This is a genomic window from Acidimicrobiales bacterium (assembly GCA_035294085.1).
GTDB lineage: Bacteria > Actinomycetota > Acidimicrobiia > Acidimicrobiales > Bog-793 > DATGLP01.
In genome coordinates this window covers 42,285-58,038 of the sequence record DATGLP010000026.1, presented here as the reverse complement: position 1 = coordinate 58,038, position 15,754 = coordinate 42,285, and the positions used below count along the sequence as shown (strand labels likewise).

Genomic DNA, 15,754 nt, shown 5'->3' with positions numbered 1-15,754 from the left:
CGCGATGTCGACGAGCAGGGCGCCGTCGGGCGCCGGGCGGGCGAGCCTCGCCGAGCTCGCCGAGGAGCTGCGCGAGCGGGTCGCGCTCGTCCGGCAGGGCGGGGACGAGACGGCGCGCCGGCGTCACCTCGAGCGCGGCAAGCTCCTCGTGCGCGACCGGATCGACCGCCTGCTCGACCCCGGCTCCCCCTTCCTCGAGCTGTCGACGCTCGCCGCCTGGGGCATGTACGGCGAGAGCATCCCCTCGGCCGGCATCGTCACCGGCATCGGCCTGGTCGCCGGGCGACCCTGCGTCGTCGTCGCGAACGACGCGACCGTGAAGGGGGGCACGTACTTCCCCGTGACGGTGAAGAAGCACCTGCGCGCGCAGGAGATCGCGGCCGCGCACCGCCTCCCGTGCTGCTACCTCGTCGACTCCGGCGGGGCCTACCTCCCGCTGCAGGACGAGGTCTTCCCCGACCGCGACCACTTCGGCCGGATCTTCTACAACCAGGCGACCATGTCCGCCGCGGGCATCCCCCAGCTCGCCGCCGTGATGGGGTCGAGCACCGCGGGCGGGGCGTACGTGCCGGCGATGAGCGACGAGACGGTCATCGTGCGCGGCGAGGGGACGATCTTCCTCGGCGGCCCGCCGCTCGTGCGCGCCGCGACGGGCGAGGAGGTGAGCGCGGAGGAGCTCGGCGGCGGCGAGGTCCACGCGCGCCGCTCGGGGGTGGTCGACCACCTGGCGCAGGACGACGCGCAGGCCCTCGCGAGGCTGCGGTCCATCGTCGCGGGCCTCGAGCGGACCGAGGAGGCCGTCGAGCGGGCCGATCCGGAGGAACCCGACGAGGACCCGGCCGAGCTCTACGACGTCGTACCGGCCGACCTGCGCACCCCCTACGACGTGCGGGAGGTGATCCGCCGTCTCGTCGACCGCTCGCGCCTCGAGGAGTTCAAGGCCTCCTACGGCGAGACGCTCGTGTGCGGCTTCGCCCGCATCTACGGCTATCGCGTCGGGATCGTCGCCAACAACGGGATCCTGTTCAGCGAGTCGGCGCTCAAGGGGGCGCACTTCATCGAGCTGTGCAACCAGCGGCGCACGCCCCTCGTGTTCCTGCAGAACATCTCCGGCTTCATGGTCGGGCGCGAGTACGAGCAGCGCGGCATCGCCAAGGACGGCGACAAGCTCGTCACCGCGGTGGCCTGCTCGAGCGTGCCGAAGTTCACGGTCGTGATCGGCGGGTCCTTCGGCGCCGGCAACTACGCGATGTGCGGCCGGGCGTACGAGCCGCGGTTCCTCTTCATGTGGCCGAACGCCCGCATCTCGGTGATGGGCGGCGACCAGGCCGCGGCGGTGCTCTCCGTCGTCGGCCGGGGATCGGACCACGACGCGATCGAGCGCCGCCGGGAGGAGGTCCGGGCCCGCTACGAGGAGCAGGGCTCCCCCTACTACTCGACGGCGCGCCTCTGGGACGACGGGATCATCGACCCCCTCGAGACGAGGCGGGTCCTCGGGATCGGCCTCGCCTTGAACGCCGGCCTCGAGACGGCGCCCGCCCGCTACGGCGTCTTCCGGATGTGAGCGCGCCCGTGGCCTTCGACACCGTGCTCGTCGCCAACCGCGGCGAGATCGCCCGCCGCGTGCTCGCCGCGGCGCGCCGGCGCGGACTGCGGACCGTCGCCGTCTACTCCGACGCGGACCGTGGCTCGCCCCACGTGGCAGAGGCGGACGTCGCGCTGCGCATCGGGCCGCCGCCGCCGACCGAGTCGTACCTGTCGATCCCGGCCCTCCTCGACGCCGCGAGGCGCAGCGGGGCGTCGGCCGTCCACCCCGGCTACGGCTTCCTCGCCGAGAGCGCGGCCTTCGCGCGCGCCTGCGAGGCCGCCGGTCTGTGCTTCGTCGGGCCGCCCGCCTCGGTGATCGAGGCGATGAGCCGCAAGGACGAGGCGCGCCGGATCGCCCGGGCGGCGGGCGTCCCGGTCGTGCCGGCTGCCGAGGGCTCGGACCTCCATACGCTCGCGCGCCGGGTCGAGCAGGACGTCGGCTACCCGGCGCTCGTGAAGGCCGTCGCGGGCGGCGGCGGCAAGGGCATGCGGATCGTGCGCCAGCCCGAGGAGCTCGAGGAGGCGCTCGCGCGCTGCGGGCGCGAGGCCGCAGCCGCCTTCGGCGACGGCTCGGTGTTCGTCGAGCGCTACGTCGAGCACGGGCGCCACGTCGAGGTCCAGGTGCTCGCCGACCGCTACGGCCACGTCATCCACGTCCTCGACCGGGACTGCTCGGTCCAGCGCCGCCACCAGAAGGTGGTCGAGGAGGCGCCCGCGTCGACGGTCCCGCTGGCGACGCGCCAGGCGGCCTGGGAGGCGGCGGTGCGCCTCGCCGCCCACGTCGGCTACGAGAACGCCGGGACCGTCGAGTTCCTCGTCGCCGGCGAGGAGTTCTTCTTCCTCGAGATGAACACTCGCCTGCAGGTCGAGCACGCCGTCACCGAGCTCGTCACCGGCCTCGACCTCGTCGATCTCCAGCTCGCGCTGGCGGCCGGCGAGCCGCTGCGCCTCGCCCAGGAGGACGTCGTCGCCCACGGCCACGCCATCGAGGCCCGGGTCTACGCCGAGGACCCGGCCCGCGACTTCCTCCCGCAGGCCGGGACGCCGACCCTCGTGCGCTTCCCCGCCTCGGTGCGCGTCGAGACGGCGCTCGTCGCCGGCGAGCCCGTCGGCACCTCCTACGACCCGATGCTCGCCAAGCTCGTCGCGCACGGACCGACGCGCGAGGCGGCGCGCCAGCGGCTGGTCGGCGCGCTCGACGACGCCGCCGTCTTCGGCCTGACGACGAACCTCGGCTTCCTGCGCCGCCTCGTCGCCTCGCCCGCCTTCCAGGCGGCCGAGATCGACACGGGCTGGCTCGACCGGCGCGCCGGCGAGCTCGCGCCGCCCTCCGAGGCGCCGGCCGTCGCCGCCGCCTTCGTCCTCGCCACCGAGACCCGCGCCGCCCGCTCCGGGCCGTTCGCCCTCGACGGCTGGCGCCTGGCGGGCCCGAGCGCCCCGACGCGCGTCGAGCTGCGCTCGGGCGCGGACCGGCGCGAGCTCGTGGTCCACGCCGACGGGCGCGTCGTCGAGGGCGGGCGCGTCACCACGGTCGCCCTCGTCCGACGCGACGGCGACCTCCGCCTCCTCGAGCTGGACGGGGTGCTCGAGCGCTTCGTCGTCGCGCTCGAGCCGGAGGCGGTCACCGTCTCGCACCGCGGCGAGGTGCACCGCTTCGAGCGAGCCGAGCGGCGCGTCCGCGACGGCGGGAGCGAGCAGGGCGACGGGGTCGTCCTCGCGCCGCTGCCGGGCGTCGTCACGAGCGTCGCCGTCGCCGTCGGCGAGGAGGTCGCGGCCGGCGCCCTCCTCGGCACCGTCGAGTCCATGAAGATGGAGCACCCGCTGCGGGCGCCCGTCGCGGGCGTCGTGGAGCGAGTCGCCGTCGCAGCGGGCGACCGCGTCGCCCTCGGGGCACCCCTCTTCGCCCTCGCGCCGAACGAGGCGCCGACCCCAAGGAGGCAGCCGTGAGCCCGATGCTCGACCACCGCCTCGACCCGGAGCTCGTCGACCTGAAGGAGACGGTCGCGCGCTTCGCGCGCGAGGTCATCGCCCCGGTGATCGGCGACTACTACGAGCGCGGCGCCTTCCCCTACGACATCGTCCGCCAGATGGGCGAGCTCGGCCTGTTCGGCCTCCCCTTCCCGGAGCGCTACGGGGGGATGGGCGGCGACCTCCTCGGGTTCGCCCTCGTACTCGAGGAGATCGGCCGGGTCGACTCCTCGGTGGCGGTGACCCTCGAGGCCGCCGTCTCGCTCGGCGCCATGCCGATCTACCGCTTTGGCACGGAGGCCCAGCGCGAGGCGTGGCTCCCGAGGCTGTGCTCGGGCGAGGCGCTCGGCGCGTTCGGCCTCACCGAGCCGGGTGGCGGCACCGACGCGGGGGCGACCCGCACGACCGCCCGGCTCGTCGACGGGCAATGGGTGCTCAACGGGTCGAAGTCCTTCATCACGAACTCGGGCACCGACATCACCGCCTTCGTCACGGTGACGGCCGTCACCGGCGGCGAGGACGGCGAGCGGGAGATCTCGGCGATCGTCGTCCCGGCCGGTACGCCGGGCCTCACGGTGGCGAAGGAGTACTCCAAGGTGGGCTGGTGCGCCTCCGACACCCACGAGCTCTCCCTCGCCGACTGCCGCGTCCCGGCGGAGAACCTGCTCGGCGAGCGCGGCCGGGGGTACGCGCAGTTCCTCGAGATCCTCGACGAGGGTCGGATCGCGCTCGCCGCGATGTCGGTCGGCCTCGCCCAGGGCTGCATCGACGAGTGCCTGCGCTACGTCGCCGAGCGGCGGGCCTTCGGGCGCGCCATCGGCGAGTACCAGGCGATCCAGTTCAAGATCGCCGACATGGAGGCGAGGGCCCACACCGCCCGCCTCGCCTACCTCGACGCCGTCTCCCGCCGTCTGCGCGGCGAGCCGTACAAGAAGCACGCCGCCATCGCGAAGCTCGTCGCCTCCGACGCGGCGATGGCGAACGCACGGGAGGCGACGCAGATCTTCGGCGGCTACGGCTTCATGAACGAGTCGCCGGTCGGCCGCTTCTACCGCGACGCCAAGGTCCTCGAGATCGGCGAGGGGACGAGCGAGGTCCAGCGCATGCTCATCGCGCGCGCCCTCGGTCTCGGCGGGGCGCGCCGGGAGCGCTAGCCGAGCACCGACTCCGTCGGGACGCCCGGCACACGACCAGCGGCCGGAAGCGCGATCACCGGCGCGAGGTCGTCCTCGCCGGACACCTCCTCGAGGCTGCGCCCCGACGGCTCGGGCAGCGCCGCCGTGAGCGCGAGCCCCGCGAGCGCGGCCGATCCGGCGACGACGAGCATCCCGCGCAGGCCGAGGTGCTGCTCGAGGAGCGGCACGAGGAAGACCCCGATGAAGGCGCCGAGCTTGCCGACCCCGGCCGCGATGCCGTGGCCGGTCGTGCGCATGCTGACCGGGAAGACCTCGGAGGGCAGCACGAAGGTCGTCGTGTTCGGCCCGAACTCGACGAAGAAGTAGCTCAGCCCAAAGACCGCGAGGAACGGGGCGACGACGGTGGTGAGGTCGCGGACGGCCCCGAGGGCGAGGAAGCACGCCGCCATGACCGCGAAGCCGACGAACTGGAGGCGCCGGTGGCCGATGCGGTCCATCTTCCAGACCGCGAGCGCGTACCCGGGCACGGCGAAGGCGACGAACATCCCGAGCGACCACGCCAGCTTGACCGTCAGGCTGGCGTGCGGCGCCACGGCCTTCAGGATCACGGGGAGCGACAGAGTGTTGCCGTAGTAGGCGTAGTCGAAGAAGAACCACGACCCGGCGGTGCCGAGCAGGAGGACCAGCATCCGGCCGTTCGTGAGGAACTGCCCGAGCCGCAGCCGGCGCGGCTCGTCGCGCACCGCGGCCGGCACCGAGATCACGCCGTCGGAGAAGGCGGCGAGCCCGTGCGCCGCCGCCACGGCCTCGCCGGCCACGCGCGCGCTGAAGCGGGGCGACTCGGGCATCCGCGCCCGCAGGTAGATGACGGCGGCGGCCGGGATCGCACCGAGCCCGAGCAGCAGGCGCCAGGTCGCCTCGGTGCCGATCCCCGAGCCGATCAGCACCAGGCCGACGAGTGGCCCGACGACGAGGCCGAGCGCCTGCATGGCGAAGACGAGGCCGACGAGCCGGCCCCGGTCCCGGCGGTTCGAGTACTCGCTCATCAGCACCGCGGAGACCGGGTAGTCCCCACCGATGCCGAGGCCGAGAATGAAGCGGGCGGCGACGAGGGTGGCGAAGTTCGGCGCGAGGGCCGAGAGGACGGCCCCGACGATCATGATGGCCGCGACCGCGGCGTAGACGCGCTTGCGGCCGAGGACGTCGGCGATCCGGCCGAAGACCAGCGCGCCGATGAACGCGGCGAGGATCGCCGAGCCAGTCACCCAGCTCGTCTGCGCCGTGGACAGCCGCCACTGCGTGGCGACGAGGCTCGCCGCGGTGCCGATGACGAACAGGTCGTAGGCGTCCGTGAAGAAGCCGACCCCCGAGACGACCACCGCCTTGCGGTGGAACCTGCTCGTCGGCGCCTCGTTGAGCAGGTCGGCGACCGTCGTGCCGACGGCCTCGCCCGCTACTGCCGGATCGATCACCTGGGGGCCTGCCTCCTCCTCGACGAGCGCCGCTGCCGGGGCACGCCCCTACTGTTGCGCCGCGAGGTGACGCCGGGGCGAGCAGCCGGTGACGCGCAGGTGTACGGGAGGCGAACTCTTCGCGAACTCAGGCCACCGGCGTCGCCACGTCGGGGGCGCTCGGCGCGGCCCGGCGTACGCCGGGCGCCGCAGGCGCCGAGGACAAGCCGAGCTCTCCCGAGCGCACGCGCTCGTAGAGGCGGAGGTGGTCGAGGGCCATGCGCCGCGCCGAGAAGCGCTCCTCGGCCAGCTTGCGGCAGGCCGATCGGCTGAGGTAGGCGGCGTCGGCGACCGCCTCGGCGAGCGCGGCCTCGCCCGAGCGGACGAAGCCGACCACGCCGTCCTCCACGATCTCGGGGGCGGCGCCGTGCGGCGTCGTCACGACGGGCGTCCCGCAGGCGAGCGCCTCGACCATCACCATGCCGAAGGGCTCGGGCCAGGCGATCGGGTTGAGCAGGCAGGTGGCCTGGCCGAGGAGCTCGAGCTTGTCGGCCTGGCCGACCTCCCCGAGGTAGGTGACGTCGCCGCCGAGGAGGGGGCGCACCTTCGCGTCGAAGTACTCCCGCTCGATCGGCTCGAGGAGCTTGCCGGCGATGCGCAGCGGGACGCCGGCGGCGCGCGCCACCCGGGCGGCGACGTGGGCGCCCTTGGACGGGTGCATCCGGCCGAGGAAGAGCGCGTAGCCGCCGTCGCCCGAGCCCACGGGGAACTCCTCGACGCGCACCCCGTGGTGGATCACCGCGGCGATCGGGATGTCGGGTGCGAGGGAGGCCTGGTGCGCCGAGATCGCCACCACCGGGACCCGCCGCGCGAGGGCCCGGTAGATCGGGGCGAGGTTCTCGTCGAAGGGACCGTGGTTCGTCGTCACGACGGCGAGGCCGCCGAGCGAGGAGGCGTAGACGGGCCCGGTCAGCGTGTGGTCGTGGATGACGTCGGCGTCCGCGACCGACTCGTAGGCGGCGATGGCGTGGCGCAGCTCGTCCACCGGGCCCGGGGCCCCGACCCCGACGTGGCGCTCGAGCGTCCACCGGCGCTCGACGTCGCAGGTGCTGTCGCCCGTCGTGAACAGGACGACGTCGTGCCCGAGGTCCTTGAGCGCGCGCGCCAGCGCGTCGAGCACGTTCTCGGTCCCTCCGTACGCCGGCGGCGGCACCGGCAGCCACGGCGGGGCGATGATGGCGATCCGCATCTGCCCTCCTCGCCTCGTACTGCTCCAGCTGCACCAGCCGTACTCCCCGGACCGGTGCGGCTCAAGGGCCCTTCGGCACCGTGGGTGCATCTCTGCGCGCATCTGGCACTCTCGATCATAGAGTGCCAAGGCCTTCCGGCCGGACGGCTGCAGCGGGGCCGACGGCCTGCTCAGGCGAGCTGCGCCACGCTTCGTGCCGCCACGGCGAGCGCCACGGCGGCGAGGAGGGCGGCGAAGGCGCGCGTGAGCTCGCGAGCCGGGAGGCGCGAGGCGACCTGGTCGCCGAGCACGGCCCCGACCACCGCCGCAGCGCCGAATGCGGCGAGGAGCGCCCAGTCGAGCTCGATGCGAGTCCCGAGGCGCGCGAGGAGCGCCTCGGCGGAGTTGACGGCGATGACGAGGAGCGACGTCCCGACCGCCTCGACCATCTCGAAGCCGAGGGCGAGGACGAGCGCCGGCACGACGAAGAAGCCCCCGCCGACGCCGAAGAAGCCCGTCACGAGGCCGACGACGCTCGCCGCGCCGACGACGCGCGCCGCCGAACGCCACCGGGCTCGCGCCGGCCTTCCGGCGCTACCGCAGGGCACCGGCCCGTCGTCGCGCCTCGGCGCCGCGGGCGCCGGCTCGGCGCGACGCGCGCGCCGAGCCATGGCCGCCGCACCGAGCAGCATGAGGCCGGCGAAGGCGAGCAGCAGCACGTCGGGGTCGACCCCGGCGGACAGGCGGCTGCCGGCGTAGGAGCCGCCGACGCCGAGCGCCCCGAAGGCGAGCCCGCGCCCGAAGCGCACGTGCGCCGAGCGGGCGTGGGCAGCCGTCCCGGCGAGGGCTGCGGCGCCGACGACGACGAGGGAGCCGGTGGTGGCATCGTGCGCGTCCTGCCCGAGCACGTAGACGAGGGCGGGCACCGTGAGGACGGACCCGCCACCGCCGAGCGCGCCGAGGCTGAGGCCGATGCACAGCCCGACGGGCAGCGCGAGCAGGTTCAACGTACGTCCTCGACCGCCGAGCGTACTCGACGCCCGGCTGCCGGCCCCGGACGCGACGGTCCCGCGGCGAGCGGGAATACCCTCTGGGGTATGTGACGTTCTGAGAGCGTGACGGGTGCGGCCGGCGCCCGAGGACGTGGAGGTGGTGAGCTTGGCGACCGTGGCGCTCAGCAAGGAGAACTTCGACGAGGTCGTTCGATCGAACGACGTGGTGCTCGTCGACTTCTGGGCCGCCTGGTGCGGCCCGTGCCGGATGTTCGCGCCGGTCTTCGAGAAGGCGTCGGAGCAGCACGGCGACGTCGTCTTCGCGAAGGTGGACACCGATGCGGAGCAGGAGCTCGCCGCCAGCTTGGGGATCATGTCGATCCCGACGCTGATGGCCTTCCGTGAGCAGGTGCTGCTGTACGCGCAGCCCGGTGCCCTGCCGCCGGCCGCGCTCGAAGAGCTCATCACCAAGGTGAAGGAGCTCGACATGGACGCGGTGCGCCGGCAGCTCGCGGCCCGCGAGGACGGGTCGTCGCCCCGCTCCTGAGGCGACGCGACCAGGAGGAAGGCGTGCGTCTGCCTGACGAGGTGACCGCGGAGGTGCGGACGCGCCTGCGCAGGGTGGCCGGGCAGGTCCAGGCGGTCGAGCGCATGCTCGCCGAGGGCCGCGACTGCCGGGAGGTGGTCGTGCAGCTCTCGGCCGCGACGAAGGCGCTCGAGCAGGCGGGCTTTCGCGTCGTCGCTGCCGGGCTCGCCTACTGCCTCGAGCACCCTGCGGAGGCCGCGGCCGAGGGCTACGCCCTCGAGGACGTCCAGAAGCTGTTCATGCGGCTGGCCTGAGCGCTTCGACTGGCCTGAGGAGGAAGCGATGCGGGCGATCGAGACGAACCTCGCGACGGCACTGCCGGACGCGGAGGCGGCGGTGCGCGCCGCCCTGGTGGCCGAGGGCTTCGGCGTCCTCACCGAGATCGACGTGGCCGCGACGCTGCGCGAGAAGCTCGGCATCGAGCGTCCGCCGCTCAAGATCCTCGGCGCCTGCAACCCCGCGCTCGCGCACCGCGCGCTCGAGCTCGACCCCACGGCAGCCCTCGTGCTGCCGTGCAACGTCGTGCTCGAGGAGCGTGCGCCCGGCTCCACGTCGATCGCCATCCCCGATCCGCGAGAGCTCCTGCCGTCGCCGGCCCTCGAGGAGCTCGCCGAGGAGGCGGCCGGGCGGCTCACCGAGGTCGTCCGCCGCCTCACGGCCGAGGACTGACCCCGGGCGCGACCGCCGCGTCGGGAGGCTGGCTCGACATGGCGAGGCTGGGCGAGTGCCTCGGCGCCGGCGGCCCGGTCCTCGCCGTGTGCGCCCACCCCGATGACGAGAGCTTCGGCCTCGGGGCGGCGCTGAGCGAGCTCGCCGAGACGCGAACGGTCGGCCTCGTCTGCCTCACCCACGGCGAGGCATCGACGATCGGCGGCGAGGGCCGCAACCTGCACGAGGTGCGCGCCGGCGAGCTGTCGAGGGCCGCGGCGGTGCTCGGCGTCTCGCGCGTCGCGCTCTTCGACCACCCCGACGGGAAGCTCGAGACGGTGCCCGTCGCGCTCCTGGCCGACGAGGTGGGCCGCGTCGCGCGCGAGGTCGACCCCGACCTCCTCCTCGTGTTCGACGACACCGGTGTCACCGGCCACCCCGACCACCGCCGCGCCACCGAGGCGGCCCTCGCCATCGACGGCAGGCTCCCCGTCCTCGCCTGGGTGCTCCCGGCGGCCGTGGCACGGCGCCTCAATCGCGAGCTCAAGACGACCTTCGTCGGCCGCCATGCGCACGAGGTCGACCTCGAGGTCGAGGTCGACCGCCGCCGCCAGCTCGAGGCGATCGCCTGCCACGCGAGCCAGGCGCAGGGCAACGCCGTGCTGTGGCGCCGCCTCGAGCTCCAGGGCGAGCACGAGGCCTTCCGCTGGCTGCGACCCCCCTGACGCCACGCGCCGCGAGGCGCCTCGCGCCGGGACGCCCCGCGTGCCGCACCCGTGGGCCCCGGCGCGGGCGCGATGCTGGTGCGGAGCACCGGTGCGGGCCTCGCTCGCGGCCTTCGCCGGCTGGGTCGGGAGGACGGCGCGCCCGTGGAGCTGCTGAAGCGAGCCGTGCGCCGCCTCGACGCCTTCCAGCAGCGTCACCTCCTCCCGGCCCTCGTGCTCGCCCTCGTAAGGAAGTACGGGGAGGACGGCGCCGGCGCCTTGTCGGTGCAGCTCACGTACGCCCTGTTCCTCACCGTCTTCCCGCTGCTGCTCCTCCTCGTCACCGTGCTCGGCCTCGTGCTCTCGGGCGACGCGGCCGCGCGCGAGCGGGTCCTGCACTCGGCCTTCGCCGAGTTCCCGGTCGTGGGCCAGCAGCTGCGCGAGAACATCCACGCCATGCGGCGCAACTCGGCCTTCGGCCTCGCGGTCGGGCTCGGCGGGCTCGTCTACGGGGCGACGGGCCTCGCCCAGACGGGGCTGCACGCGATGGCGGAGGTGTGGGGCATCCCGCGCTCGGCGCGCCCACGCCGCGCGGCCCGCCTCGCTCGCAGCGTCGCCTTCCTCGCCGTGCTCGGCGCAGGGCTCGTCGTCACGACCTTCCTGTCGGCCTTCGGCACCTTCGGGCAGCACGTCAGCCTCTGGCTCGCCGCAGCCGGCGAGGTCCTCGCCGCGATCTTGAACGCCGGCTTGTACTGGTCCGTCTTCCGCGTGCTCACCCCGAGGCGGCCCGAGGCTCGACGTCTCGATCTCGTCCCCGGCGCGGTCGCCGGCGGGATCGCGTGGACGGTGCTGCAGGCCTTCGGCGGCTACCTCGTGGGCCACGACCTCCGGCGAGCGAGCGCGACCTACGGCGTGTTCGGCACGGTGCTCGGCCTCGTCGCCTGGATCGCGCTCGGCGCGAAGCTCACGCTGTACGCGGCGGAGCTCAACACCGTCCTCGCGCGCCGCCTCTGGCCCCGCTCGCTCCTCGAGGCACCCCGACCGCGAGCCGACGCCGAGACGCTCGAGCTCGGAGCGGGCGCGCCGCACTGACCGCCGCGACGACCACGCACCGACGCGCTCGAGGAGCGCGACGAGCCAGCCCCTCCCGGCGGGCATCCGGCCGTGCGGCTCGGAGCCGGCGACGAGCGCGGCTCGTGCCGGCCCCCCCGACGAGTGCCGCCGACGTGCGGCCGGTGCGAGGCTCGGGTCGCCGCGCCGGGGCTCCGACCTGCGACGTGCTCGGCGTGCGCTGCGCCGGCCGAACCGGGAGCGGGTGGCGCGTCAGCCGACGGTCCACTCCGCCGCGCCGGTGGTCGAACCGGTGCGCGAGAAGTAGACGCGAGCGATCCTCACGCCCTGGGGCACCTCGAAGTGCAGGCAGCCCGTGGCGCTCTTGCCGGGACCGATGCTGAACCCACCCGTCACGAACCCGTCCCAGAAGTCCTGGCAGCCCGCCACGCGCCGCGTCTGATCCGGGGCGTAGGCCTTGCCGTCGCTCCCGATGATGACGACGTCGGCATCGGCGTCGCCGCTCACGGTGATCGACGCCTCGTTGCGCAGCCGGAGCGTCGCCGTGACGAACGCGTAGCCGGGCGGCGGCGCGTCGTAGGAGGTGGCCGGCTGGGCGCTGTCGGCGACGCGCACGAGCGTCGCCGCCATCGGCTCGTGGTGCGTGTCGTAGACGGTGATGGTCCGGCCGAGCGCCCCGGGCGCCCGAGTCCCCGACGGGTGCTTCGACGGCTTGGCGGGATTGGCGATCCAGGCCTCGCGCCTCTCGAAGGCCACCGTCGGCGTCCGCCCCCCGAGCCACAGGACCGCGACGCGCCGCGCGCTGATCCCGATGCCGTAGCTGCCGGGGAGCGGGGCTCCTCCCGCGCCCGTGACGACGGCGACGAGCGAGGCCTCGCCCTCGCGGTTGCGACCCGCCGCGATGACGATGTCGCTGCCAGCGACGCGCACCGTCTCGCCGAGGCGCACCGAGACGGTGCCGCGCCCGCTGCGGCCGGCGTTGCCCGCAACTCGGTGCCTCGGCTGGGCGTGCTCGTAGACGTAGCGCCAACGCCCCCCGAGGTAGCCGGCGACGGCCACGCCGCTGTCTTGGAGGACGGCGTCGTACTGGCCGATGGACGCCTCGTTGGGCCCGACGAGCTCGCCGTAGACGGCGAGCCCCCGGCTGGTGTCGCTGACCACCGCGTCGACGTCGCTCCCCACGAGCTGCACGGTCTGGCCCGGCTGCACGACAGGGGTCGAGGCCGAGGCGCCCGGCGCCACGACCGCAAGCCAGCCGGCGCCGCCGGCAGCCGCTGCGACGAGCGTGAGGACGATGCGGCGCGGGCGTGCCGTGCCGCCTCCCGGATGTGCCATCGGATCCCCCAGCTGTGAGCTTCCTGCGAACAGCGAGTCTAGACGCCGGCACGGAACGAGCCCGCAGGCACCCAGACGCAAGGAGATCGCGTCCTACCGGCTGGCAGGGATGACCGACCCCGCCCGCGCCGACGAGGGCGCGCGGCGACGGGGCGTGCGCCCTCCAGCGCGGACCGGTGGCGGGTGCCGCAGGGAGCCCGCCGGCGACGGCCGCTCCAGTCACCGCTGGCGAGGGCGCCGCACGGCGCTCGGTGCCGTGGCGCGTGCGCGCCGGCCATCCTCGAGGTGACGCCCGCCGCCGGCGCGCCGCTACGGTGGCGCGCCGGCGGTGCGACGTCGACCCCGGCGGTGGCGGACGGGCGCAGCGCGCCGCTAGGCGGAGGCGGCCGGCGCCCCGCCCGACCAGACACGCGGCCTGGCGAGCCGGAGGTGGCTCCCGAGGATCGCGCCGGCGGCGAGCGCGACCCAGATCGCGTCGAGGAGGTGGCGCAGCGTCGGGATGCGGCCGTCCCCGTGGAAGACGCCAGGACCTGCGATCTGGCAGATGGCGTAGGCGATGTACGCGAGCGAGAACGCCACGATGAGGACGCTCACGAAGGAGACGGCCGAGACGTAGCTCTGCGCGACGCGCGTCGCGGCCGGCGCCGTGGCGATCGTGACGCCGCGACGCAGGTGCGTCACGAGGACGGCGAGGCTGACGGCGAGCACGAGGCCGCCGAGCACGGCACCACGTGCGACCGCGTCGCCCACCGGGTGCAGGCTCCCGCCGCCCATCCCGGGATGGCTCCCGATCAGCTGGAAGAGCGAGCTCACCGCCGCCGCCGACCCGATCAGCGCCGTCCACACCGTCACGAAGGACGCGCCGAACAGGTAGACGACGGCGGGACGGCGGCCCGAGGGGTCCGCCTCGGCGCGGTTCGCCACGACGATGACGACGAACGCACCCACCGTCGCGAGCAGGATCACCAGCACGAGCACGCCGACGACGAGGCCGACGAGCGAGGAAAGGGCGGCGAGCCCTGGAATGGGACTTATGGCACTCGGGATGCTCATGGAACCACCCCCTTGGAGCGCTCCCAGGCCTGGGAGACTGCTGTGCGAGCGTAGTCAGTCGTCGCCCGATGCTCGCGGATGGTCGCATCGAGGTGGCAGGAACGTGCGGCCGTCGCCCCTCCCAGCAGCGCGTCCTCGGGGAGCTCCGGGCAGGGAGATCCCCAGCGGCGGCACGGCACGGCCCCGCACGTACGAGGCAGCTCGGCACCTTCGCGCGCCACGGGGCGGCGCGTTCCACTGCCGAGCTCGCTCGCGGCCTGGACAGTTGCGCATCGGTGCAACGAGGATCGCAACGAGGCCGAACGAGCCACGCACCGGCCCGCGGCTGCGTCGTCGCGACGCACCGCCACGGGCCGCGCCGGCGGCCCGTCGGGTCGAGCGAGTGGATCATCGCCGCCCGTCCGTCGCAACGTCCCTCCCTCCGAGCCCGCCGCGAGCGCTCTGAGCCCGACGCGACAGCCGACGGCCCCGCTCGTGCCGCCGGCCGGCGAGCACCGCCGCTCGAGCCCGGCAGAGCGCTGGCACCTCGAGACTCGGCGAGATCGACGTCAGGCCATCTCGTGTCGCTCGGGCAGAGGCAGCGGCTCGTCGCCGACCTCGTCGGAGGGTGGCAGGCGGCGGAAGAACAGCCAGTACATCGCGGCGTTCACGAGCTGGAGGACCCCGGCGATCTCGAACGGGAGGCTCAGGCTCACGTCGTCGAGGAGGTAGCCCGACGCGAGCGGGCTCAGTCCCATGATGACCTGGCTGGGGACGTTCGAGAGCGCCGCCACCGAGGACCGCTCCTCCGGATCGGCCATGGCGACGACGTAGGACTGGCGGAGGGGGAGGCCGGCTCGCTGCACGACCATGCGGAGCGCGTAGACGAACCCGGCGAGCACGAAGGTCGGAGCGAGCACCATCGGCACGATGAGGAGGGCGCCGAGCGCCCGGACGCCGGAGATGGTGCGGACGATCCCCCACCGGCGGGCGAGCCCTGCGGCCGAGAGCGTGGAAGACATGCTGACGGCGTTCACCGCGGCGTAGAGCAGCCCCACCTCCGCAGGGCCGGCGCCGAACCGACGGTAGAGCCAGTAGGTGAGGAACGGGCCGATCATGCCGACCGCCAGCCCGTTGACCGAGTTGGTCGCTGCCAGGCGGACGAGCAGGTAGCGGGATCCGACCGGCAGCCGAGGGCGGCGCGCGCCGGCGGCGGCCCGAGCCGGGCGCACCGGCTCGGTCATCCACACCGCGAGGACGCCGGCGACGGCGCACACCGCCGCGGTCGCCCAGAACGCCGATCGGAACACCGGGAGCGCCTCGCTCCGGCGCAGGTGCCCGCTGCCGGCGAGCAGCGCGAGCAGTGACCCCGCCAGCGCGCCGAGCGAGGAGGAGAACTGCAGGCGCCCGAAGGCGCTGTTGCGCCACGACGGCGGAGTGATCTCGGTCACGAGCGCCGCCTCCGCTGGCTGGTAGGGACCGACCGTCCCGGCGCCGGCCCCCGAGCCGCGGCCGAAGCTGCCCGCCGCGGCCGCGACGAACAGCGCCGGCTGCGCGTGCACCGTGGCGAAGGTCGCTGCCGCCGCGGCGGTGAGGAGGGGGAAGGCGATGAGGAACGGCCGCCGGCCGACCCGATCGGACGCCACCCCGACCGTCGCCGACAGCGCCGCGGAGGCGAGCGCCACCACGACGAAGAGCGCTCCCAGGCGCAGGCCGCTGAACCCCCGGTCGGCGAGGTAGAGCGGGACGACGACGCCGGCGAGCGCCCGACCGGCGCTCATCGACACCCGGGCCGACCACACGAGGAGCAGGGTCCGGCTCGCCCAGGCTGGCCACAGGACCCCCCGCAACCTGCCCGAACGCCCAGCTATCCACGCCACCGGCGACTACTGCGGCTTCGCCGGCGCGCCGGCCGCCGGCGCGCCGCTCGTGCTCACGCGACCACCCTCGACGCCTCCACCCCCCAACGTCGCCGCGCCGCGCCCGCTCGCCGCCGGCCGCGTCGCCACGCCCCGC

14 protein-coding genes are annotated in these 15,754 nt (G+C 74.6%); 8 read left to right on the top strand and 6 right to left on the bottom strand.

The window, feature by feature from the left end:
• Nucleotides 1-4: 4 nt before the first annotated feature.
• Genes VKV23_09325 through VKV23_09315 form a run of 3 tightly spaced genes read left to right on the top strand, consistent with a single transcriptional unit; the run spans nucleotide 5 to nucleotide 4,709 of the window.
• Nucleotides 5-1,564, top strand: coding sequence for a carboxyl transferase domain-containing protein (locus VKV23_09325; GenBank protein ID HLI16235.1), 1,560 nt, complete (start codon nucleotides 5-7; stop codon nucleotides 1,562-1,564).
• Nucleotides 1,561-3,534, top strand: a complete 1,974-nt coding sequence (locus VKV23_09320) for a biotin carboxylase N-terminal domain-containing protein (GenBank protein ID HLI16234.1) — start codon at nucleotides 1,561-1,563, stop codon at nucleotides 3,532-3,534. The genes VKV23_09325 and VKV23_09320 overlap by 4 nt, the downstream gene beginning before the upstream one ends.
• Nucleotides 3,535-3,539: 5 nt before the next feature.
• Nucleotides 3,540-4,709 carry an acyl-CoA dehydrogenase family protein gene (locus VKV23_09315; protein ID HLI16233.1) on the top strand — a complete coding sequence of 390 codons (1,170 nt, stop codon included), beginning with the start codon at nucleotides 3,540-3,542 and terminating at the stop codon, nucleotides 4,707-4,709.
• Here VKV23_09315 and VKV23_09310 read toward each other — a convergent pair.
• From VKV23_09310 to VKV23_09300, 3 genes are all read right to left on the bottom strand, one after another.
• Nucleotides 4,706-6,163: an MFS transporter gene (locus tag VKV23_09310; GenBank protein ID HLI16232.1), complete on the bottom strand. Its 1,458-nt coding sequence runs from the start codon at nucleotides 6,161-6,163 to the stop codon at nucleotides 4,706-4,708. The genes VKV23_09315 and VKV23_09310 overlap by 4 nt on opposite strands.
• A 127-nt stretch (nucleotides 6,164-6,290) precedes the next feature.
• Complete coding sequence (locus VKV23_09305) at nucleotides 6,291-7,391, bottom strand: glycosyltransferase family 4 protein (GenBank protein HLI16231.1); 1,101 nt, start codon at nucleotides 7,389-7,391, stop codon at nucleotides 6,291-6,293.
• Nucleotides 7,392-7,561: 170 nt separating this feature from the next.
• Nucleotides 7,562-8,377, bottom strand: a complete 816-nt coding sequence (locus VKV23_09300) for a TSUP family transporter (GenBank protein ID HLI16230.1) — start codon at nucleotides 8,375-8,377, stop codon at nucleotides 7,562-7,564.
• A 145-nt stretch (nucleotides 8,378-8,522) separates the two neighbouring features.
• Between VKV23_09300 and trxA the strand changes: the two genes are divergently transcribed.
• From trxA to VKV23_09275, 5 genes are all read left to right on the top strand, one after another.
• Nucleotides 8,523-8,909, top strand: coding sequence for a thioredoxin (gene trxA, locus VKV23_09295; GenBank protein HLI16229.1), 387 nt, complete (start codon nucleotides 8,523-8,525; stop codon nucleotides 8,907-8,909).
• A gap of 23 nt (nucleotides 8,910-8,932) precedes the next feature.
• On the top strand, nucleotides 8,933-9,202 hold the full coding sequence (locus tag VKV23_09290; protein ID HLI16228.1) for a metal-sensitive transcriptional regulator: 270 nt from the start codon (nucleotides 8,933-8,935) through the stop codon (nucleotides 9,200-9,202).
• 28 nt (nucleotides 9,203-9,230) lie between these two features.
• Nucleotides 9,231-9,617 carry a DUF302 domain-containing protein gene (locus tag VKV23_09285; protein HLI16227.1) on the top strand — a complete coding sequence of 129 codons (387 nt, stop codon included), beginning with the start codon at nucleotides 9,231-9,233 and terminating at the stop codon, nucleotides 9,615-9,617.
• A gap of 38 nt (nucleotides 9,618-9,655) precedes the next feature.
• Entirely contained in the window at nucleotides 9,656-10,321 is a 666-nt protein-coding gene (locus VKV23_09280) for a PIG-L deacetylase family protein (GenBank protein HLI16226.1), read from the top strand.
• A 144-nt stretch (nucleotides 10,322-10,465) separates the two neighbouring features.
• A complete protein-coding gene (locus VKV23_09275) occupies nucleotides 10,466-11,392 on the top strand; it encodes a YihY/virulence factor BrkB family protein (GenBank protein HLI16225.1) in 927 nt (308 codons plus the stop codon).
• A gap of 231 nt (nucleotides 11,393-11,623) precedes the next feature.
• On the opposite strand, the gene VKV23_09270 is transcribed toward VKV23_09275, so the two are convergent.
• The 3 genes from VKV23_09270 to VKV23_09260 all read right to left on the bottom strand — a co-directional run bounded on the left by VKV23_09270 (nucleotide 11,624) and on the right by VKV23_09260 (nucleotide 15,540).
• Entirely contained in the window at nucleotides 11,624-12,706 is a 1,083-nt protein-coding gene (locus VKV23_09270) for a hypothetical protein (GenBank protein HLI16224.1), read from the bottom strand.
• A 372-nt stretch (nucleotides 12,707-13,078) separates the two neighbouring features.
• Complete coding sequence (locus VKV23_09265; GenBank protein ID HLI16223.1) at nucleotides 13,079-13,759, bottom strand: hypothetical protein; 681 nt, start codon at nucleotides 13,757-13,759, stop codon at nucleotides 13,079-13,081.
• Nucleotides 13,760-14,307: 548 nt separating this feature from the next.
• The gene (locus tag VKV23_09260; GenBank protein HLI16222.1) at nucleotides 14,308-15,540 is read right to left on the bottom strand and encodes an MFS transporter; all 1,233 of its coding nucleotides are present in this window, start codon (nucleotides 15,538-15,540) and stop codon (nucleotides 14,308-14,310) included.
• Between the last annotated feature and the right edge of the window lie 214 nt (nucleotides 15,541-15,754).

Excerpts from the sequence above, each read along its gene's own strand:
- VKV23_09285 (HLI16227.1), top strand. The coding sequence starts at position 9,231 with ATGCGGGCGATCGAGACGAACCTCGCGACGGCACTGCCGGACGCGGAG.
- VKV23_09280 (HLI16226.1), top strand. The coding sequence starts at position 9,656 with ATGGCGAGGCTGGGCGAGTGCCTCGGCGCCGGCGGCCCGGTCCTCGCC.
- VKV23_09270 (HLI16224.1), bottom strand. The coding sequence starts at position 12,706 with ATGGCACATCCGGGAGGCGGCACGGCACGCCCGCGCCGCATCGTCCTC.
- VKV23_09315 (HLI16233.1), top strand. The coding sequence starts at position 3,540 with ATGCTCGACCACCGCCTCGACCCGGAGCTCGTCGACCTGAAGGAGACG.
- VKV23_09325 (HLI16235.1), top strand. The coding sequence starts at position 5 with ATGTCGACGAGCAGGGCGCCGTCGGGCGCCGGGCGGGCGAGCCTCGCC.
- VKV23_09305 (HLI16231.1), bottom strand. The coding sequence starts at position 7,391 with ATGCGGATCGCCATCATCGCCCCGCCGTGGCTGCCGGTGCCGCCGCCG.
- VKV23_09265 (HLI16223.1), bottom strand. The coding sequence starts at position 13,759 with ATGAGCATCCCGAGTGCCATAAGTCCCATTCCAGGGCTCGCCGCCCTT.